Raw genomic sequence first — 19,013 nt, forward strand, 5'->3', positions numbered from 1 at the left:
AATCCCGTCCTCCAGTTACCGTCTACCGATCGGTAAATGGCACGATCGGGCAGCGCGCCCCCGGCCTCCCGCCCTTCTCCGGCGCGCCAGGCGAAACCGGAACAGCAGAGGAAGTCCGCCATGGCAACGGCGCCCAGCGTCTCCTACTCGATGACGGTCCGGCTGGAGGTTCCCGCGAGCGGGAGCGCCGTCGGCCGGCTCACCACCGCCGTGGAGTCCCACGGTGGATCGGTGATCGGCCTGGACGTCACGGCCTCCGGCCACGAGATGCTGCGCATCGACGTCACCATCGGCGCGACCTCCACGGACCACGCCCAGGAGATCGTCGAGCAGCTCCGGCAGATCGAGGGCGTCACCCTCGGCAAGGTCTCCGACCGTACGTTCCTGATGCACCTCGGCGGCAAGATCGAGATGTCGTCGAAGCACCCCATTCGCAACCGCGACGACCTGTCGATGATCTACACCCCGGGTGTGGCCCGGGTCTGCACGGCCATCGCCGAGAACCCCGAGGACGCCCGCCGCCTCACCAGCAAGCGCAACAGCATCGCCGTCGTCACCGACGGCTCCGCCGTCCTCGGCCTCGGCAACATCGGCCCGATGGCGGCCCTCCCCGTCATGGAGGGCAAAGCGGCCCTCTTCAAGCGCTTCGCGGGCATCGACGCCTGGCCGCTCTGCCTGGACACGCAGGACACCGACACCATCGTCGAGGTCGTCAAGGCCATCGCCCCCGGCTTCGCGGGCATCAACCTGGAGGACATCTCCGCCCCCCGCTGCTTCGAGATCGAGGCCCGGCTCCGCGAGGCCCTGGACATCCCCGTCTTCCACGACGACCAGCACGGCACCGCCATCGTCGTCCTCGCCGCCCTCACCAACGCCCTGCGCGTGGTGGGGAAGCGGATGGGCGACGTCCGGGTGGTGATGTCCGGTGCGGGCGCGGCCGGCACGGCCATCCTCAAGCTGCTCCTCGCCGCCGGTGTGAAGCACGCGGTGGTCGCCGACATCCACGGCGTCGTCCACGCGGGCCGCGAGGACCTGGTCGACGTCGACCCGGACTCCCCGCTCTGCTGGGTCGCGAACAACACCAACCCGGAGGGCGTCACCGGCACCCTGCGGGAGGCGGTCCGCGGCGCGGACGTCTTCATCGGCGTCTCCGCCCCCAACGTGCTGACGGGCGAGGACGTGGCCGCGATGGCCGACGGCGCGATCGTGTTCGCGCTCGCCAACCCCGACCCGGAGGTGGACCCGGCGGTCGCCCGCCGGACCGCTGCCGTGGTCGCCACCGGCCGCAGCGACTTCCCCAACCAGATCAACAACGTGCTGGTCTTCCCGGGTGTCTTCCGCGGCCTCCTGGACGCCCAGTCGCACCGGGTGGACACGGACATGCTGCTGGCCGCCGCGGGAGCCCTCGCCGACGTGGTCGCCGAGGACGAGCTCAACGCGAACTACATCATCCCCAGCGTCTTCAACGACCGGGTCGCCGGCGCCGTCGCGGGAGCCGTCAGCCATGCCGCCAGGACCGTGGGAGCGGCCGGGGTGACTGTGACAGGTGCCACGAAGGGCTAGGGGGCGGCGCGTCGCGGAGCCCCCGGCTCGTACGGCATGCATAGGGTGACGGGCAGCCAAAACTGCCGCAAACGCCCCGAAGCGGCCCTGCCGCGCGCCTCCGGGGCGGAACGCGGAGCACCACCACGGTGGAGCGCCGGCGCTCTCCGTGCGACTTCGCAGGGCGCCGGATTGGCTTTAACGCCGCAGGTACGGGCAGGATGCGTAACCGGGCGCGAGGGTCTGCCAGCAGACCCGGGTCCGGGGACTGTCCGAGGGCCCTGGCAGCATCGGCTTCGATCTCACGCCTCATTGGCACGTAGAACACGGGAGTACATATGAACCGCAGTGAGCTGGTGGCCGCTCTGTCCGAGCGCGCCGAGGTGACCCGCAAGGACGCGGACGCCGTCCTCGCCGCGCTCGCCGAGACCGTCGGCGAGGTCGTGGCCAAGGGCGACGAGAAGGTCACCATCCCCGGCTTCCTGACCTTCGAGCGCACCCACCGTGCCGCTCGCACCGCACGCAACCCGCAGACCGGCGACCCGATCGAGATTCCGGCCGGCTACAGCGTGAAGGTCTCCGCCGGTTCCAAGCTCAAGGAAGCCGCCAAGGGCAAGTAAGGACGGCAGCACGGAGGGCGGCCACCCCGGGAGGGGGAGGCCGCCCTTCGCCATGTCCGGAGCGCCCTCCGGGCCCGGGGAGGGCGGGGGGCGGTGCCGGGGGTGTCCGCGGGGTTCAGTGTTTGCGGGCGCCGTTGGGGAGCTCGACGTCCGCGCCCAGCGCCCGCAGCTTCTCCATGCTGTGTCGTCCGGGGGGCGACCCCCGGGCCCCCAGGGAGGGCGGTGCCGGGGGTGTTCCGGGGTTCAGTGTTTGCGGGCGCCGTTGGGGAGCTCGACGTCCGCGCCCAGCGCCCGCAGCTTCTCCATGAAGTTCTCGTAGCCGCGGTTGATCAGGTCGATGCCGTGCACCCGGGAGGTGCCCTGCGCCGCCAGGGCCGCGATGAGATACGAGAAGCCGCCCCGGAGGTCCGGGATGACCAGGTCGGAGCCCTGCAGTTTGGTCGGGCCGGAGACGACCGCCGAGTGCAGGAAGTTCCGCTGGCCGAACCGGCAGGCGGAGCCGCCCAGGCACTCCCGGTAGAGCTGGATGTGGGCGCCCATCTGGTTCAGCGCCGAGGTGAAGCCCAGCCGCGACTCGTAGACCGTCTCGTGGACGATGGAGAGGCCGGAGGCCTGCGTCAGCGCGACGACCAGCGGCTGCTGCCAGTCGGTCTGGAAGCCGGGGTGCACGTCCGTCTCCAGGGCGATGGCGTTGAGCGGCCCGCCCGGGTGCCAGAAGCGGATGCCCTCGTCGTCGATCTCGAAGGCGCCGCCGACCTTCCGGTAGGTGTTGAGGAAGGTCATCATCGAGCGCTGCTGGGCGCCGCGCACGTAGATGTTGCCGTCGGTGGCCAGGGCCGCGCTCGCCCAGGAGGCCGCCTCCAGGCGGTCCGGGAGCGCCGCGTGGTTGTAGCCGCCGAGCTTGTCGACACCGGTGATCCGGATCGTCCGGTCGGTGTCCATGGAGATGATGGCGCCCATCTTCTGCAGGACGCAGATGAGGTCCTCGATCTCCGGCTCCACCGCGGCGTTCGACAGTTCGGTGACGCCCTCGGCCAGCACGGCCGTCAGCAGGACCTGCTCCGTCGAGCCGACGGACGGGTAGGGCAGCCGGATCTTGGTGCCGCGCAGCCGCTGCGGGGCCTCCAGATACTGGCCGTCCGCGCGCTTCTCGATCGTCGCGCCGAACTGCCGCAGCACCTGGAAGTGGAAGTCCACCGGCCGGCCGCCGATGTCGCAGCCGCCCAGGCCGGGGATGAAGGCGTGGCCGAGCCGGTGCAGCAGCGGGCCGCAGAAGAGGATCGGGATGCGCGAGGAGCCCGCGTGGGCGTCGATGTCGGCGACGTTGGCGCTCTCGACGTGGGACGGGTCGAGGATCAGCTCGCCGGCCTCGCCGGGGCGGACGGTGACACCGTGCAGCTGGAGCAGCCCCCGCACCACTCTGACGTCACGGATGTCCGGGACGTTGCGGAGCCGGCTGGGTTCGCTGCCGAGCAGTGCGGCGACCATGGCCTTGGGCACGAGATTCTTCGCGCCGCGGACACGGATCTCGCCCTCCAGCGGGGTTCCGCCGTGGACAAGCAGGACATCGTCGGTGCCGGTCATGGATCTCGCGTTCCTGGAGTGGGACTGGGACCAAACCCACATGGTAAGCGCCGTCAGGACCCCCGCCGTAGGGCCGGGAGGGGTAGTGCCAGGTCGTCCGCAGGTCATGGGTTCGTCACAACACGTACCGTGCGTCTACCACGTCTCAGTGTCACGAAACGGGCCGGAGACGGGCCCGCGATCCCCGGGCGGGGGCGCGCCCCCGCTGCCGCCGTACGCCCCCGCGGAACCCCGCCCCCGTCGCATTGTGGACTCCCCGAGGGGCCCCTCCGTGCGGGATCATGTCGGCATGACGGAGGTGTCCTCGCTCACCGGGCGGCTGCTGGTCGCGACGCCGGCACTGGCCGACCCCAACTTCGACCGTGCGGTGGTGCTGCTCCTCGACCACGACGAGGAGGGCTCGCTCGGCGTGGTCCTCAACCGGCCGACCCCGGTCGACGTCGTCGACATCCTGGAGAACTGGGCGGATCTGGCCGGTGAACCCGGCGTCGTCTTCCAGGGCGGTCCGGTCTCGCTCGACTCCGCGCTCGGCGTCGCCGTGGTGCCCGGCGAGAGCGCGTCGGCGGTCGGCGGCGGGCCGCTGGGCTGGCGGCGGGTGCACGGCGCGATCGGCCTCGTCGACCTGGAGACCCCGCCCGAACTGCTGGCCGCGGCCGTGGGCAGCCTGCGGATCTTCGCCGGATACGCCGGCTGGGGACCGGGCCAGCTGGAGGACGAACTGGCCGAGGGCGCCTGGTACGTCGTGGAGTCCGAACCGGGTGACGTCTCCTCGCCCGCCCCCGAGCGGCTGTGGCGCTCGGTGCTGCGCCGGCAGCGCAGCGGCCTGGCGATGGTCGCCACCTACCCCGACGACCCGACCCTCAACTGACGGCGCGGTCCGTGCCCGTGACCGCCGGGGCCGCGCGGCCGCTCGCGGGGCGGGACGGTGCGGGGCGCGGCCGGTCCCCGCACCGGTCCCGCCGGGCCCGCGCGCCGTTTCCCCGGGGGCGTGCGGCCGCCGTTTTTCCCGGCGTCGGGCATGGGGCTCTCCGCCCCGCCCCAGTACCCTGGGGACCCATGAGCACTCTTGAGCCCGAGCGCGGGACAGGGACCGGCACCCTTGTAGAGCCGACACCCCAGGTGTCGAACGGCGACGGCGACCACGAGCGCTTCGCCCATTACGTCCAGAAGGACAAGATCATGGCGAGCGCGCTCGACGGCACCCCCGTCGTGGCGCTCTGCGGCAAGGTCTGGGTCCCCGGCCGTGATCCGAAGAAGTACCCGGTCTGCCCCATGTGCAAGGAGATCTACGAATCCATGGGCGCGGGCGGCGACAAGGGCAAGGGCGGCAAGGGCGACGGCAAGTAGCCGGCCCACCGCCACCACTGATGCTCCCGCGGCCCGGCGGGCGTGCCTCGCGCGCGCCCGCCGGGCCGCACGCGCGTCCGCGGGCGGGCGGGACAGCACGGACAGCACCGGACAGCACGGGACAGCACGGGACAGCACGGAGTGCCCCGGCGCGGCCCGCTCGCTTGCCCGCCGAGGGTCCCCGCCGGCCCCTCGGACGTCCGATCGACCGGCTGCCCCGATCGTGTGAGCCGCGGGCGAGACGCGAACGTGAGCGGAACGCTCTGGAACGGTTGATCCGATCAAGGCGTTGGCACCGTAAGGTTCCGCGATAAGTGGTAAACCACTCGCGCGGGTGACAGCTCCTGCACGCGGGCCGAGGCCTGCCGGAGGCGGGAACCGACCCTTCGCCGCCCCTCGCGCAGCGGGGCCGCGAAGATGTGCCAGAGTTGCCACGTCCGGGCTGTGAGCACGTACCGTACGGCGGAACAGGCGGGACACCGGGAAGGGGCAGCTGGGTTGACCACGCACGCACCGCAGGCGGCGCGAACGGTGATGCTGCCGTCCTCGCTCGACGAGGCCGTGGCGGCGCTCTCCGCCCTGCCGGCCGCCGTGCCCGTCGCGGGCGGCACGGACCTCATGGCCTCGGTCAACTCCGGCCTGCTGCGCCCCGCGGCACTCGTCGGCCTCGGCCGGATCAACGAGACCCGCGGCTGGCAGTACCAGGACGGCCACGCCCTGCTCGGCGCCGGACTCACCCACGCCCGCATGGGCCGCCCCGACTTCGCCGCCCTCATCCCCGCCCTCGCCGCCGCCGCGCGCGCCGCCGGCCCGCCGCAGATCCGCAACGCCGGCACCCTCGGCGGCAACATCGTCACCGCCGCGCCCACCGGCGACTCCCTGCCCGTGCTGGCGGCCCTGGAGGCCACCCTGATCATCGCCGGGCCGGAGCACGCCCGCCGCGAGATCCCGGTCAGCCATCTCCTCGCGGGCATGGAGATGCTCCGCCCCGGCGAACTCGTCGGCTGGGTGCGGGTTCCGCTGCTGCACGCCCCGCAGACCTTCCTCAAGGCCACCGGCCGCACCGGCCCCGGCCGGGCCACCGCCTCCGTCGCCCTCGTCCTCGACCCCGCCCGCCGCAGCGTCCGCTGCGCCGTCGGCGCCGTCGCGCCCATGCCGCTGCGGCCGCTGGAGGCCGAACGCTGGGTGGCCGGGCTCATCGACTGGGACGGCGAGCGCGGTCTCGCCCCCGAGGCCTGCGCGGCCTTCGGCGAGTACGTCGCGGGCGCCTGCATCCCGGACCCCGCACCGGGTGAGGACGGTTCCGAGCCGCCCGCCCTGCCGCCGGCCGTCCTGCATCTGCGGCGTACGGTGGCCGCACTGGCCCGCCGAGCTCTGGGGAGGGCGCTCGCATGACCAACGACCAGCCGCAGCACCCGCAGGGGCCGTACTCCGACGAGGAGGAGCGGCCGGCGGGAGGCTGGCGGCCGACCGCGCAGAGCGGCGAGTACGACTCCGAGGCCACGGCCTTCGTCCAGCTCCCCGAGGGACTGCTCGACCCGTCCGCCGGCCGCGAGCCGCTGGCGGCGCCCGGCCAGGGCTACGCGCCGCCGCCCCTGGAGTCCGCGTACGGCGAGCCGCCGGAGGGCGGCCAGTGGACGATGCCGTACACCGATCCGGGCGGCGGGCAGCCGTACCCGTGGCAGCAGCCCCACCAGCAGGCACAGGAGCAGGCACAGCAGCAGGGCTTCGGGCAGGAGCACGGGCAGGGCCACGCTCAGGGTTATGAGCCGGGCCACGACCAGGGCGGCCAGGGGCAGGGCCGGGAGACCGGCCGGCCCGGGGAGACCGCGGGTCAGGGCGGCGAGCAGCACACCGGCGCCTGGAGGGTGCCGCCCGCGGCCGACGACGCCCCCGACGAGTCCGGGGAGTACCTGGTCGGCGGTGCCGCCGCGCCCGCGCCCGGACCGTGGAGCGCCACCGGCGCCGCCGCGGGCGACCGGTGGGACCGGGGCGGGGCCCCCGGCGGGCAGGACGGGCCCGGTACCGGCGTCCAGCCGGTCCGGGACGGCGGCCCGCGGCACCCGCAGCAGTGGGGCGGGGCGCCGGGCGGGCCGCAGGCGCCCGCCCACGGGCACGACCGGCCCGGCAACGCCCCGGCACCGGGCGACACCTGGTCCGACGCCTGGGAACGGCCCGCACCCGCGGGCGCCCCCGGCCCCGCCCGGGACACCGACGGCGCCTGGGGAACCCCCGGTGGCGGTACGGCCGGCGACGCCGGGGAGGGCCCCGGGGCGGACGCGCCCGGAGCGGCCCGGCCCGAGGAGTGGTCCGCGCCCGGCGCGCAGCAGGCCGGCCCGGCGGACGGCCCCGGCCCGTACGGCGGCGACGGCCGTGACGTCCGCGCGGACGCCGGTACGGCTCCCGGCACCACCGCCTCTTCCGGTGCCGGGGAGAACGCCCCGCAAGCCCCTTCCGGCGACTGGCGCCCCGGAGCCGCGGACGGCACCCCGGCCGGCGGGAACGGCGCGGACCGCACCGGCAGCGTCCCCGGACACGGCGAAGGTCCCCGGGACGGGGAGCAGACGCCCGGAGAGCGGCCCGCGGCCGGGCACCCCTCCGGCGGGGACGGCTCCGACGGCGGCACCGGCACCGCGCCGGACGGTTCCGGCGGCCCGGCCGGGTCCGAGGAGCGGGACGGGCCCGACGCGCCCCCCGAGATCATCCTCGACGCGCACAGCGAACACCCGTACGCCTCCTACGTCCTGCGGGTCAACGGCATGGACCGCCCCGTCACCGACGCCTGGATCGGCGAGTCCCTGCTCTACGTCCTGCGGGAGCGGCTGGGCCTGGCGGGCGCCAAGGACGGCTGCTCGCAGGGCGAGTGCGGCGCCTGCTCCGTCCAGGTCGACGGCCGGCTCGTCGCCTCCTGCCTGGTGCCGGCCGCGACCACCGCCGGCTCGGAGGTCCGTACCGTCGAAGGGCTGGCCGCGGAGGGCACCCCCTCCGACGTCCAGCGGGCGCTCGTCGCCAACGGCGCCGTGCAGTGCGGCTTCTGCGTGCCCGGCCTGGCGATGACCGTGCACGACCTGCTGGAGGGCAACCACGCCCCGTCCGAGCTGGAGACCCGCCAGGCGCTCTGCGGCAACCTCTGCCGCTGCTCCGGCTACCGGGGCGTGCTCAACGCGGTCCGCGAGGTCGTCACCTCCCGCGCGGAGTCGGCGGACGCCGCGGCGCAGTCGGCGGCCGACGCCGAAGCCGCGGCGGCGGACGCGGAGGCACGGGCCGCCGGGGGAACCGCCCCGGAGCAGGCCGCCGGAGGGTATCCCCAGGACGCCTACCCGGGGCCGTCGTACGAGGCGCAGCCCTACGCCGGACAGCCCTACGACGAGCAGGCACCCGGCCCGGGCGGCCACGGCCACGCTGACTACGGCAACGGCCACGGTGACTACGGCAACGGCACCGGCCACGTCCCCGCGCAGGCCACGCACGACGCCCCCCGCATCCCGCATCAGCCGGGCCCGTCCGGCAACGGCACCCCCCCGCCCGGAGGCCTCGCGTGAACCCCCCGCGCGCCACCCCCCGTTCCCCCCTCCCCGCGCCCGTGCCCGCCCCCGGGCCCGTCCGCGTCCCCCACCTCCCCACTCCTCCCTGCGGCAGCGGAAAGGCAGCGTGAGATGACCGGTCCCGACGCGGCCACCGCGAACCCGGCGGGCCTGACCGCACCCGCCGGCGGCGACGGCTCCCCGCCGCACGCCGAGGAGCCGGCACCGCACGGCCTCGGCTCCTCCCTGCCGCCCCACGACGCCTTCCCGAAGACCGCCGGCACCTTCCCGTACGCGGCCGACCTGTGGGCCGAGGGCCTGCTGTGGGCCGCCGTGCTGCGCTCGCCGCACCCGCACGCCAAGATCCTCTCCATCGACACCTCCGGCGCCACCGAGATGCCCGGCGTGCAGGCCGTCATCACGCACGAGGACGTCCCCGGCGACGCCAACCAGGGCCGCAAGGTGGCCGACCGGCCCGTCTTCGCCAAGGACCTGGTCCGCCACCACGGCGAGCCGATCGCCGCCATCGCCGCCGACCACCCGGACACCGCCCGGCTGGCGGCCGCCGCGATCGCCGTCGAGTACGAGGTGCTCGAACCGGTCACCGACCCCGAGAAGGCGTTCGAGGCCGAACCGCTCCACCCCGACGGCAACCTCATCCGCCACATCCCGCTGCGGTACGGCGACCCGGAGATCGCCGGCGAGGTGATCGTCGAGGGCCTGTACCGGATCGGCCGCCAGGACCCGGCGCCCATCGGCGCGGAAGCCGGACTGGCCGTGCCCCGCCCCGACGGCGGCGTCGAGATCTACACCGCCTCCACCGACCCGCACGCCGACCGCGACCTGGCCGCCGCCTGCTTCGGTCTCCCTCCGGAACAGGTCAAGGTCGTCGTCACCGGCGTGCCCGGCGCGATGGGCGACCGCGAGGACCCGGGGGTGCAGCTGCCGCTCGGGCTGCTGGCGCTGCGCACCGGGCGCCCGGTGAAGATCGCCGTCAACCGCGAGGAGTCCTTCCTCGGCCACGCCCACCGCCACCCCACCCTGCTCCGCTACCGCCACCACGCCGACTCCGAGGGCCGGCTGGTCAAGGTCGAGGCGCAGATCCTGCTGGACGCGGGCGCGTACGCCGAGGCCTCCTCGGAGTCGCTGGCCGCCGCGGTCGCGTTCGCCTGCGGCCCGTACGTCGTGCCGCACGCCTTCGTCGAGGGCTGGGCGGTGCGCACCAACAACCCGCCGTCCGGCCATGTCCGGGGCGAGGGCGCGCTGCAGGTGTGCGCCGCGTACGAGGGCCAGATGGACAAGCTCGCGGCCAAGCTGGGCCTGGACCCGGCCGAGCTGCGGATGCGCAATGTGATGGCCACCGGCGACCTGCTGCCCACCGGCCAGACGGTGACCTGCCCGGCCCCAGTGGCCGAACTCCTCCAGGCCGTGCGGGACGCGCCGCTGCCCGCGCTCCCCAAGGACACCCCGGAGGAGGACTGGCTGCTGCCCGGCGGCCCCGAGGGGGCCGGCGAGCCGGGCGCGGTCCGGCGCGGCGTCGGCTACGCGCTGGGCATGGTGCACGTCCTGGGCGCGGAGGGGACGGACGAGGTGTCCACCGCCACGGTCCGGGTCAACGACGGGGTGGCCACGGTCGTCTGCGCGGCGGTCGAGACCGGCCAGGGCTTCTCGACGCTGGCCCGCCAGATCGTGCAGGAGACGCTCGGCGTGGAGGACGTGCACGTCGCCTCCGTCGACACCGACCAGCCGCCGGCCGGCCCGGCCGCGCACGGCCGCCACACCTGGGTCTCGGGCGGGGCGGTGGAGCGCGCGGCGAAGATGGTCCGCACCCAGCTGCTGCAGCCGCTCGCGCACAAGTTCGGGATGTCCACGGAACTGCTGTCCATCGCGGACGGCAAGATCACCTCGTACGACGGGGTGCTGAGCACGACCGTCGCGGAGACCCTGGACGGCAAGGAGCTGTGGGCGACCGCCCAGTGCCGCCCGCACCCGACCGAACCGCTGGACGAGACGGGCCAGGGCGACGCCTTCGTGGGGCTGGTCTTCTGCGCCGTCCGCGCGGTGGTCGACGTCGACATCGAGCTGGGCTCGGTACGGGTCGTGGAGATGGCCGTGGCGCAGGACGTCGGCCGGGTGCTCAACCCGCGCCAGCTGGCGGCCCGGATCGAGGCCGGGGTCACCCAGGGCGTGGGGGCGGCGCTGACGGAGAACCTGCGCACGTCGAAGGGCGTCGTCCGGCGCCCCAACTTCACCGGGTACCCGCTGCCGACCGCGCTGGACGTCCCGGACATCCGCATCGTCAAGCTGGTCGAGGAGCGGGACGTGGTGGCGCCGTTCGGCGCCAAGGCGGCCAGCGCGGTGCCGGTGGTGACGTCCCCGGCGGCGGTGGCCTCGGCGGTACGGGCGGCGACGGGCCGCCCCGTCAACCGCCTCCCGATCCGCCCGCAGGCGGCGGTCGCGGTGCCGGGCCGGCACTGAAGCCCCGCGGGCGGGGGCGCGGACGGCCGCGTCCCGCTCTCCCCTCCCGGCCGGGCGCGGTGGGCCGGCGTGCGTGCCGTGGGGCGGCTCCGCCGGGTGCCGGTCATCCGGTGCCGGACCGGCTCCCGGACAGGAAGTCCTCGACGAGGGCGCGGAGTTCATCCGGTTCGTCGAGCCACGGGTAGTGGCCGGAATCCTTCAGGACGTGGGTCCGGGCCCGGGGGAAGGACTCGGCCACCAGTTCGCCGGACCGCAGGCCCGTCACCGCGTCCAGGGCACCGGTGACCACCAGCACCGGGAAGCCGGTCTCTCCCAGGCGTACCAGGATCGCCTTCCGGGCCGGTTCGCCCACGCCCTGCCAGAAGCCCGCGCGGGGAACCGGGTTGAGCTGCCCCGGCTCCGTGGCGGCGTGGGCGCGCCGCGGCTCGTCCCAGTGGGCGTACGCCATCGGCGCGGCCCGGAGCAGCAGGTCCCGTACCTCGTCGAAGTCCGCCACCCGCGCGAGCCGTTCGATGGCGGCCGCCGCGTCCGGCCACCACGGTTCGCCGCGCCGGGACTCGAAGATCTCCCGGGCGTCGTCCGGGAGTTCGCCCTGGAGCCGGGCGCCGGGGCAGAGCAGGACGAGCCGGCTCAGCCGGTCGGGGTGCGCGGCCGCGTAGGCCTGGGCGGTCGCCGTGCCCGCGTCGTGCGCGAGCAGCGCGAACCGTTCCAGACCGAGGTGTTCGCGCAGCGACTCCAGGTCCTCGGCGAGGGCCGGGAAGGCGTAGGCGGACGGGTCGGCCGCGGTGGGGGAGTCCCCGGTGCCGCGCGCGTCGGGGAGGACGAGCGGGCGGTGGGCGTCGAGACCGCCGAGGTTCCCCAGGTACGCGGCGTCGCGCGCGGGGCCTCCCGCGAGGCAGAGCAGGGGCGGGGTCGACGCGCCGTCGCGGCTGTCCAGGACGCGGTAGGCGAGCTCGGTGTCGTCGTACGAGCGGTAGCGGGGCATGCCTTGCGGGTGCCCCGCGACCGGCCGCACACCCCTCGGGGGACGCGGGACCACCCGCGAGGACGACCGGGTGCCCGGCGGCCCGCCCGGCCTGCCCGCTCGGCTCCGGCCCGGGCCAACCGCCCGGCCCCTCCCGCCCGGGCTGCCGACCCGGCCCGCACCGCCGGACCCGCCCCGCACCGAGGAGGGCGCCGGTTCCGGTCCGTGCACGAGGCCGTCCCCGCTCCGGTCCCTCCCCGGGCGCCGGGCCGTCGGGCGTCCGTCCTAGGACGGACGGCCGAGTGCACGACCGACTTTGGACAGGAGCCAGTGTCGGTTGAGCCCCTTACGCTGACGCCATGACCGTTCCGGATCCCGGTGACGGCGCCGACACCGCTGGCGCCGTCGATGCCCCCCTCGGCCCCGCCGCCCCCGCCACCCCGTCCGCCGCCCGGCGCGCCACCCCGTCCGCCCCCACGCGGGCGAGGACGGCCACGGCCGGCGGGGCCGGCGCCACGGGAACCGGCGTGACCGGGCCGCCTCCCCCGTCCCCGCCCGCCGGACGCGGCAGACGAGACGCGGGCCCGGGCAAGGGCAGGGGGCCGGGGACGGCCGGGCCGGAGCGGGAGACGATCTGGCGGCGGCCCTTCCGCGGGCTCACCCTCGGCATCATCTCCGTGGTCTCCCTCATCGCCTTCGAGGCGAGCGCCGTGCACACCGCCATGCCCGCGGCGGCCCACGCGCTGGACGGCATCCCGCTCTACGCCTACGCCTTCTCCGGCTACTTCACCGCCAGCCTCTTCGCCATGGCCCTCTCCGGCGAGTGGTGCGACCGCAAGGGTCCGCTCGTGCCGCTGTTCACCGGAGTGGCCGCGTTCGGCGGCGGCCTGGTGATCTCCGGGGCGGCGCGGGACATGTGGACGTTCGTCGGCGGGCGGGCCGTGCAGGGCATCGGCGGCGGACTGGTGATCGTCGCGCTGTACGTGGTCGTCGGCCGGGCGTACCCGGAGCGGCTGCGCCCGGCCGTGATGGCGTCGTTCTCCGCCGCCTGGGTGCTGCCCGTGATCGTCGGACCGCTGGTGGCCGGCACGGTGACCGAGGGCCTGGGCTGGCGCTGGGTGTTCCTGGCGATCCCCGTGCTCGTCCTGCTGCCGCTCACGGTGATGCTGCCCGCCCTGCGGAGGCTGCCGGAGAACGGCGGCCGTACCGCCGCGGTGAACCGGCGCCGCGTGCTGCTCGCCCTCGCCGTCGCCGCCGGGGCGGGGCTGCTCCAGTACGCGGGACAGGACCGGAGCGCCGCGGCCCTCCTCCCGGCCGCCGCGGGGCTGGCGCTGCTGGTCCCCTCCGTGCTGCGGCTGCTGCCGCGCGGGACGTTCCGCGCGGGCCGGGGGCTGCCGTCGGTGGTGCTGCTGCGCGGGCTCGCGGCCGGCTCCTTCCTCGGGGCGGAAACGTTCGTGCCGCTGATGCTGGTGACCGAGCGGGGGCTGCCGGTGACCCTGGCCGGCCTGGCGCTCACCGGCGGCGGCCTGACCTGGGCCCTCGGCTCGTACACCCAGAGCCGGCCGCGGCTGGAGCCCCACCGGGAGCGGCTGATGCAGCTCGGTATGGTGCTGATGGCCGCGGCCATCGCCGGCCCGGCGACGGCACTGCTCGACGGGCTGCCGGGCTGGGCGCCCTGGACGCTGGTCGCCGCCTCCTGGGCGGTCGGCGGCTTCGGCATGGGGCTGACCATCTCCAGCGCCAGCGTGCTCCTGCTCCGGCTCTCCAAGCCGGAGGAGGCGGGCTCCAACTCGGCCTCCCTGCAGGTCTCCGACGCGCTGGGCAACATCGTGCTGGTCGGGCTGAGCGGCATGCTCTTCGTCGGCCTCGGCGGCGGTTCCGTCACGGCCGGGGCGCACACGGCCGGAGTGGCCACGGGAGCGGCGGCGGGCACCGGGACGAGCCACGCCACGGCGTTCGCCGCCGTCTACCTGACCATGGCGGCCGTCGCCCTGGCCGGCGCCTGGGTCGCCACCCGGCTGAGCCCCCGTACGGAAGCCGCGGAAGCCCGCACCGAGTCCCGTACGGAAGCCCCCACCGAGTCCGGCCGCCTTCCGTGACCCCATCGGGCCAGTCCGTTCATGCCATGCTGTACGGCTGTGAAACTGCGACTCCGTGAAGAGCAGGTCCTGGCACTCAAGCAGCGGGCGGAGAAGGAGGGGATCAGCCTGCACGCCATGGTGCTCAAGGCGATCGACGACTACCTCGCCCTGCCCGCCCGGCCGTCCGTGGTGCGCAAGACCGCCCGGGAACAGGCAGCCGGCTGGCGTGAGCCCGGGGAGCGGCTCGGATGACGCTCCGTCCGCCACTGTGACCTGTCTCCCACCCGGAGGCGCGACCGGGTCGCAGTGCCGGAGAGCCCGCCGGGCCCCCGATAGGGTGGCCCGGTTGTCGTACGTACCCGAGGGCCCGAACCGGAGACCGTGACTACCACCGCCACCACCTCCCATCACCTCTCGCCCGCCTTCCCGGGCCGTGCCCCGTGGGGTACGGCCGGCAAGCTGCGCGCCTGGCAGCACGGGGCGCTGGAGTCGTACATCGAGAAGCAGCCGCGGGACTTCCTCGCCGTCGCCACCCCCGGCGCCGGCAAGACGACCTTCGCGCTGACCCTCGCCTCCTGGCTGCTGCACCACCATGTCGTCCAGCAGGTGACGGTGGTCGCGCCGACCGAGCATCTGAAGAAGCAGTGGGCGGAGGCGGCGGCCCGGGTCGGCATCAAACTCGACCCCGAGTACTCGGCGGGCCCGCTGGGCCGGGAGTACCACGGCGTGGCCGTCACCTACGCGGGCGTCGGCGTCCGCCCGATGCTGCACCGCAACCGCGTCGAGCAGCGCAAGACCCTGGTGATCCTCGACGAGATCCACCACGCCGGCGACTCCAAGTCCTGGGGCGAGGCGTGCCAGGAGGCGTTCGAGCCGGCCACCCGGCGGCTGGCCCTCACCGGCACGCCCTTCCGCTCGGACACCAACCCGATCCCGTTCGTGGCCTACGAGGAGGGCCCCGACGGCATCCGCCGCTCCTCCGCCGACTACACCTACGGCTACGGCAACGCGCTCGCCGACGGCGTCGTCCGGCCCGTCATCTTCCTCTCCTACAGCGGCAGCATGCGCTGGCGCACCAAGGCGGGCGACGAGATCGAGGCGCGGCTCGGCGAGCCGATGACCAAGGACGCCGTCTCCCAGGCCTGGCGCACCGCGCTCGACCCGCGCGGCGACTGGATGCCCAACGTCCTGAAGGCCGCCGACCACCGCCTCAGTGAGGTCCGCAAGGCCATCCCGGACGCGGGCGGGCTGGTCATCGCCGCCGACCAGGACTCGGCGCGGGCCTACGCCAAGCTGATCCGCGAGATCACCGGCACGAGCCCGACCGTCGTCCTCTCCGACGACACCGGCGCCTCGCAGCGCATCGACGACTTCAGCCACTCCGAGGACCGCTGGATGGTCGCGGTCCGCATGGTCTCCGAGGGCGTGGACGTGCCGCGGCTGGCCGTCGGCGTCTACGCCACGACGATCTCCACCCCGCTGTTCTTCGCGCAGGCCGTCGGCCGGTTCGTCCGCTCCCGGCGGCGCGGCGAGACCGCCTCCGTCTTCCTGCCCACCATCCCGGACCTGCTCGGCTTCGCCAACGAGATGGAGGCGGAACGGGACCACGTCCTCGACCGGCCGAAGAAGGACGGCGAGGAGGACCCGTACGCCGAGGAGGAGAAGCTCCTCCGGGAGGCCGAGAAGGAGCAGGACGAGGACACCGGCGAGCAGGACACCCTGCCGTTCGAGGCCCTGGAGTCGGACGCGGTCTTCGACCGGGTGCTGTACGACGGCGCCGAGTTCGGCATGCAGGCCCACCCCGGCAGCGAGGAGGAGCAGGACTACCTCGGCATCCCCGGGCTGCTGGAGCCGGACCAGGTGCAGATGCTGCTGCAGAAGCGGCAGGCGCGGCAGATCGCGCACAGCCGGAAGAAGCCGGCCGAGGAGGCCGACCTGCTGGAACTCCCGGCGGAGCGGCGGCCGGTGGTCACGCACAAGGAGCTCATGGAGCTGCGGAAGCAGCTCAACGGCCTGGTCGGAGCCTACGTCCACCAGAGCGGCAAGCCGCACGGGGTGATCCACACCGAGCTGCGCCGGGTGTGCGGGGGCCCGCCGAGCGCGGAGGCCACGGCGGGGCAGCTCCGGGAGCGGATCAAGAAGGTCCAGGAGTGGGCCACGCGGATGCGCTGAACCGGCGGTGCGGCGGGCTCCGGCGCGCCCGGGCGGGGCCCGCTCCGGTGGGGCCGGCCGCGGCTCACCGTGGGCCCGTTCCCGTTCCCGTCCGCATCCGCCGTCACCCTTCCCGTCCCCGGAGGCCGGTGATCCGTGTTCTCCGCCGGACGGCCGGCGCATGCCTTCCCACGGGCCGGCCGTGCTCCGGTCCGTGCCCCCATCCGTGCTCCGGGCCGGTCCGGAAGCGGATAAATGGGTACGGGAGTGCCCGGATTCTGGACGGCCTCTTCCGCTGAGCGGGACAGGTCAGTAGCGTTCCGCTCACTCAGACGTACCGTGGCAACCCCGCCATGGTGCAAGCCGGTGCCAAGCGACCGGCGGCCTCTCCGCGCGCTGCCGCTGGGACCGGCATCGCACCTGCCGTGAGAAGCCGCCGCCACTCACCCGAGGAGGGGGCGTCGTGACCGCGGAGACGTCTCAAACGCTCGACCGAGGACTGAGAGTCCTCAAATTGCTCGCCGATACCGACCACGGACTCACCGTGACCGAGCTGTCCAACAAGCTCGGCGTCAACCGGACCGTGGTCTACCGGCTCCTCGCGACACTGGAGCAGCACGCGCTCGTCCGCCGGGACCTCGGCGGCCGTGCGCGGGTCGGTCTGGGCGTACTGCGCCTGGGCCGCCAGGTGCATCCACTCGTACGGGAGGCCGCGCTGCCCGCGCTGCGCTCCCTCGCCGAGGACATCGGGGCAACCGCCCATCTGACCCTGGTCGACGGCAATGACGCCCTGGCCGTGGCGGTGGTCGAACCGACCTGGACGGATTACCACGTGGCCTACCGGGCCGGGTTCCGTCATCCCCTGGAACAGGGGGCGGCGGGGAGGGCCATCCTCGCCGCCCGGCAGAACCCGGGCACCGACCCCGGTTTCTCGCTCACGCACGGAGAGCTCCAGGCGGGCGCGAGCGGGGTCGCCGCCCCGCTGCTCGGGGTGACGGGGGTGGAGGGCAGCGTCGGCGTGGTGATGCTCGCGGACTCGGTGCCGGAGCGGGTCGGCCCGCGGGTCGCGGACGCGGCCCGGGAGGTCTCCGACGCCCTGCGCTGAGCACGGCGGGAGCGTGTGCGACGGCGTGCGTGTGCGGGCAGTGTGCGGCGCGCACGGACGTGTGACGTGGCGGGTCCGGGCCGGTGCCCGGACCCGTCGCACGTCTGTGCGCCTCCGTGCCGCGCCTCCATGCCGCGCCTCCGCGTACTGACGCGCCGCGCCCCCGGTCCGTCGCGGCCCTCGGCGGCCGGACGGGCCCGCCCGCCCGCCGTCCACTAGATTCACCCCCATGCCCGTCGCTCTCACCCGCCGCTCCCGCGTCCTCGCCGCCTGCGCGGTGCCCGTCGCCGCCCTGCTGGCGGTGGCGGTGTTCGCCCCGCTGCCATTCAGCCTCGCGGAGCCGGGCCTGACCGCGGACGTGCTCGGCTCGAAGAAGGGCGAGCAGGTGATCACCATCTCCGGTGCCGAGCCCCGGAAGACCACCGGCGAGCTGCGCATGACGACGATCGCCGCGACGGGCCCGGACGCGGCGGTCGGCCTCGACGACGTCGTGGACGGCTGGTTCCGCGCGGACCGGGCGGTCATGCCGCGCGACTCCGTCTACCCGGTCGGTGAGAACACGGACGAGATCGAGGAGTACAACCGGGCCGAGATGCGGGAGTCCCAGGACACGGCCACGGCCGCCGCCCTGGGCCACCTCGGCCGCTCCCCGAAGGACGTGAAGGTGACGCTGCGGCTGGCGGACGTCGGCGGCCCGAGCGCCGGTCTGATGTTCGCGCTGGGCATCGTCGACAAGCTCGACGGCGACGGCCGCGGCGGCGATCTGACCGGCGGCCGCACGATCGCGGGCACCGGCACGATCACCGCGGACGGCCGGGTCGGCCCGGTCGGCGGCGTACCGCTCAAGACCCGGGCCGCCGAGCGGGACGGGGCGACGGTCTTCCTCGTGCCGGCGGAGGAGTGCGGGGACGCCCGCGCGGAACTGCCGAAGGGCCTGCGGCTGATCCCGGTGACGAGCCTGGAGGGTGCCGTGAACGCGCTCACGGCCCTGGAACGCGGCGGCCGGGTCCCGCACTGCTGATCCAGCCGGTCCAGCCGGTCCAGCCGGCCCGGCTGACCCGGCCCGGCCCGGCGGCCGCCGGGTCTCAGTCCCGGTCCGCGGCCGCCTGCCGTACCAGCGGGATGATCCGCAGCGGCACCGGGTTCTCCATGACGATCGCCGTGGAGGCCCGCACGATGCCCTCGTAGCCCACCACCAGGTCGATCACCCGCTGCAGGTCCGCGTTGGACCGGGCCACCAGCCGGCAGAGCATGTCGCCCTCGCCGGTGGTCGTGTGCAGCTCCAGCACCTCCGGCACCCGCGCCAGATGCGCCCGTACCTCCGCTCCCTCGCCCTGCTTGATCTCCAGGGTCGCGAAGGCGGTCACGGGATAGCCGAGCGCCGCCGGGTCCACGTCCGGCCCGAAGCCGCGGATCACGCCGCCGGCCCGCAGCCGGTCGAGCCGCGCCTGCACCGTGCCCCGGGCGACGCCCAGCCGGCGCGAGGCCTCCAGGACGCCGATCCGCGGCTCCTCGGCGAGCAGTTCGAGCAGCCGTCCGTCCAGCGCGTCGATTCCCATGGCCCGCCGCTCCGTTCTCGTCGCCGCCCGCTTCGATGGTCATCCTGTACAGATGGTC

Annotated in this window: 15 protein-coding genes; 12 read left to right on the plus strand and 3 right to left on the minus strand. The window is 74.8% G+C overall.

From position 1 onward, the window contains the following. Window positions 1–120 precede the first annotated feature (120 nt). The gene (locus SXIN_RS19290; RefSeq protein ID WP_019711608.1) at window positions 121–1,563 is read left to right on the plus strand and encodes an NAD-dependent malic enzyme; all 1,443 of its coding nucleotides are present in this window, start codon (window positions 121–123) and stop codon (window positions 1,561–1,563) included. A 317-nt stretch (window positions 1,564–1,880) separates the two neighbouring features. Continuing rightward, window positions 1,881–2,162: an HU family DNA-binding protein gene (locus tag SXIN_RS19300; protein WP_019711607.1), complete on the plus strand. Its 282-nt coding sequence runs from the start codon at window positions 1,881–1,883 to the stop codon at window positions 2,160–2,162. Window positions 2,163–2,405: 243 nt separating this feature from the next. Here the strand turns inward: SXIN_RS19300 and murA are convergent, their stop codons facing one another. Beyond that, a complete protein-coding gene (gene murA / locus SXIN_RS19305; RefSeq protein WP_019711606.1) occupies window positions 2,406–3,746 on the minus strand; it encodes a UDP-N-acetylglucosamine 1-carboxyvinyltransferase in 1,341 nt (446 codons plus the stop codon). A gap of 289 nt (window positions 3,747–4,035) precedes the next feature. Between murA and SXIN_RS19310 the strand changes: the two genes are divergently transcribed. The 5 genes from SXIN_RS19310 to SXIN_RS19330 all read left to right on the plus strand — a co-directional run bounded on the left by SXIN_RS19310 (window position 4,036) and on the right by SXIN_RS19330 (window position 11,095). Then, window positions 4,036–4,614 carry a YqgE/AlgH family protein gene (locus SXIN_RS19310; protein ID WP_019711605.1) on the plus strand — a complete coding sequence of 193 codons (579 nt, stop codon included), beginning with the start codon at window positions 4,036–4,038 and terminating at the stop codon, window positions 4,612–4,614. Window positions 4,615–4,802: 188 nt separating this feature from the next. Further along, window positions 4,803–5,093: a DUF3039 domain-containing protein gene (locus tag SXIN_RS19315; RefSeq protein WP_078650063.1), complete on the plus strand. Its 291-nt coding sequence runs from the start codon at window positions 4,803–4,805 to the stop codon at window positions 5,091–5,093. Window positions 5,094–5,510: 417 nt separating this feature from the next. Beyond that, on the plus strand, window positions 5,511–6,488 hold the full coding sequence (locus SXIN_RS19320) for an FAD binding domain-containing protein (protein ID WP_095757274.1): 978 nt from the start codon (window positions 5,511–5,513) through the stop codon (window positions 6,486–6,488). Beyond that, window positions 6,485–8,635, plus strand: a complete 2,151-nt coding sequence (locus SXIN_RS19325) for a 2Fe-2S iron-sulfur cluster-binding protein (protein ID WP_095757275.1) — start codon at window positions 6,485–6,487, stop codon at window positions 8,633–8,635. Before SXIN_RS19320 ends, SXIN_RS19325 begins: the two co-directional genes overlap by 4 nt. A 114-nt stretch (window positions 8,636–8,749) precedes the next feature. Continuing rightward, on the plus strand, window positions 8,750–11,095 hold the full coding sequence (locus tag SXIN_RS19330; protein ID WP_095757276.1) for a xanthine dehydrogenase family protein molybdopterin-binding subunit: 2,346 nt from the start codon (window positions 8,750–8,752) through the stop codon (window positions 11,093–11,095). Between the two features lie 103 nt (window positions 11,096–11,198). Here SXIN_RS19330 and SXIN_RS19335 read toward each other — a convergent pair whose 3' ends face one another. Then, on the minus strand, window positions 11,199–12,080 hold the full coding sequence (locus SXIN_RS19335; RefSeq protein ID WP_039817431.1) for an alpha/beta fold hydrolase: 882 nt from the start codon (window positions 12,078–12,080) through the stop codon (window positions 11,199–11,201). Between the two features lie 338 nt (window positions 12,081–12,418). Here SXIN_RS19335 and SXIN_RS19340 point away from each other — a divergent pair, with 338 nt between their 5' ends. From SXIN_RS19340 to SXIN_RS19360, 5 genes are all read left to right on the plus strand, one after another. Beyond that, window positions 12,419–14,158, plus strand: coding sequence for an MFS transporter (locus SXIN_RS19340; protein WP_095757277.1), 1,740 nt, complete (start codon window positions 12,419–12,421; stop codon window positions 14,156–14,158). Between the two features lie 39 nt (window positions 14,159–14,197). Then, window positions 14,198–14,392: a hypothetical protein gene (locus SXIN_RS19345; protein ID WP_019711600.1), complete on the plus strand. Its 195-nt coding sequence runs from the start codon at window positions 14,198–14,200 to the stop codon at window positions 14,390–14,392. A 129-nt stretch (window positions 14,393–14,521) separates the two neighbouring features. Beyond that, entirely contained in the window at window positions 14,522–16,312 is a 1,791-nt protein-coding gene (locus SXIN_RS19350; RefSeq protein ID WP_019711599.1) for a DEAD/DEAH box helicase, read from the plus strand. Window positions 16,313–16,754: 442 nt separating this feature from the next. Next, window positions 16,755–17,396, plus strand: a complete 642-nt coding sequence (locus SXIN_RS19355; protein WP_030547190.1) for an IclR family transcriptional regulator — start codon at window positions 16,755–16,757, stop codon at window positions 17,394–17,396. Between the two features lie 229 nt (window positions 17,397–17,625). After that, the gene (locus SXIN_RS19360) at window positions 17,626–18,417 is read left to right on the plus strand and encodes a S16 family serine protease (protein WP_019711597.1); all 792 of its coding nucleotides are present in this window, start codon (window positions 17,626–17,628) and stop codon (window positions 18,415–18,417) included. 64 nt (window positions 18,418–18,481) lie between these two features. Here the strand turns inward: SXIN_RS19360 and SXIN_RS19365 are convergent, their stop codons facing one another. After that, window positions 18,482–18,955 (minus strand): Lrp/AsnC family transcriptional regulator, encoded by a 474-nt coding sequence (locus SXIN_RS19365; protein ID WP_019711596.1) that lies wholly within the window; start codon window positions 18,953–18,955, stop codon window positions 18,482–18,484. Window positions 18,956–19,013: the final 58 nt, after the last annotated feature.

Origin of the sequence: Streptomyces xinghaiensis S187, assembly GCF_000220705.2 — a bacterium.
Classification (GTDB): Bacteria; Actinomycetota; Actinomycetes; order Streptomycetales; family Streptomycetaceae; genus Streptomyces; species Streptomyces xinghaiensis.

Excerpts from the sequence above, each read along its gene's own strand:
- SXIN_RS19290 (WP_019711608.1), top strand. The coding sequence starts at position 121 with ATGGCAACGGCGCCCAGCGTCTCCTACTCGATGACGGTCCGGCTGGAG.
- SXIN_RS19300 (WP_019711607.1), top strand. The coding sequence starts at position 1,881 with ATGAACCGCAGTGAGCTGGTGGCCGCTCTGTCCGAGCGCGCCGAGGTG.
- murA (WP_019711606.1), bottom strand. The coding sequence starts at position 3,746 with ATGACCGGCACCGACGATGTCCTGCTTGTCCACGGCGGAACCCCGCTG.
- SXIN_RS19310 (WP_019711605.1), top strand. The coding sequence starts at position 4,036 with ATGACGGAGGTGTCCTCGCTCACCGGGCGGCTGCTGGTCGCGACGCCG.
- SXIN_RS19315 (WP_078650063.1), top strand. The coding sequence starts at position 4,803 with ATGAGCACTCTTGAGCCCGAGCGCGGGACAGGGACCGGCACCCTTGTA.
- SXIN_RS19320 (WP_095757274.1), top strand. The coding sequence starts at position 5,511 with ATGTGCCAGAGTTGCCACGTCCGGGCTGTGAGCACGTACCGTACGGCG.
- SXIN_RS19325 (WP_095757275.1), top strand. The coding sequence starts at position 6,485 with ATGACCAACGACCAGCCGCAGCACCCGCAGGGGCCGTACTCCGACGAG.
- SXIN_RS19330 (WP_095757276.1), top strand. The coding sequence starts at position 8,750 with ATGACCGGTCCCGACGCGGCCACCGCGAACCCGGCGGGCCTGACCGCA.
- SXIN_RS19335 (WP_039817431.1), bottom strand. The coding sequence starts at position 12,080 with ATGCCCCGCTACCGCTCGTACGACGACACCGAGCTCGCCTACCGCGTC.
- SXIN_RS19340 (WP_095757277.1), top strand. The coding sequence starts at position 12,419 with ATGACCGTTCCGGATCCCGGTGACGGCGCCGACACCGCTGGCGCCGTC.
- SXIN_RS19360 (WP_019711597.1), top strand. The coding sequence starts at position 17,626 with ATGCCCGTCGCTCTCACCCGCCGCTCCCGCGTCCTCGCCGCCTGCGCG.
- SXIN_RS19365 (WP_019711596.1), bottom strand. The coding sequence starts at position 18,955 with ATGGGAATCGACGCGCTGGACGGACGGCTGCTCGAACTGCTCGCCGAG.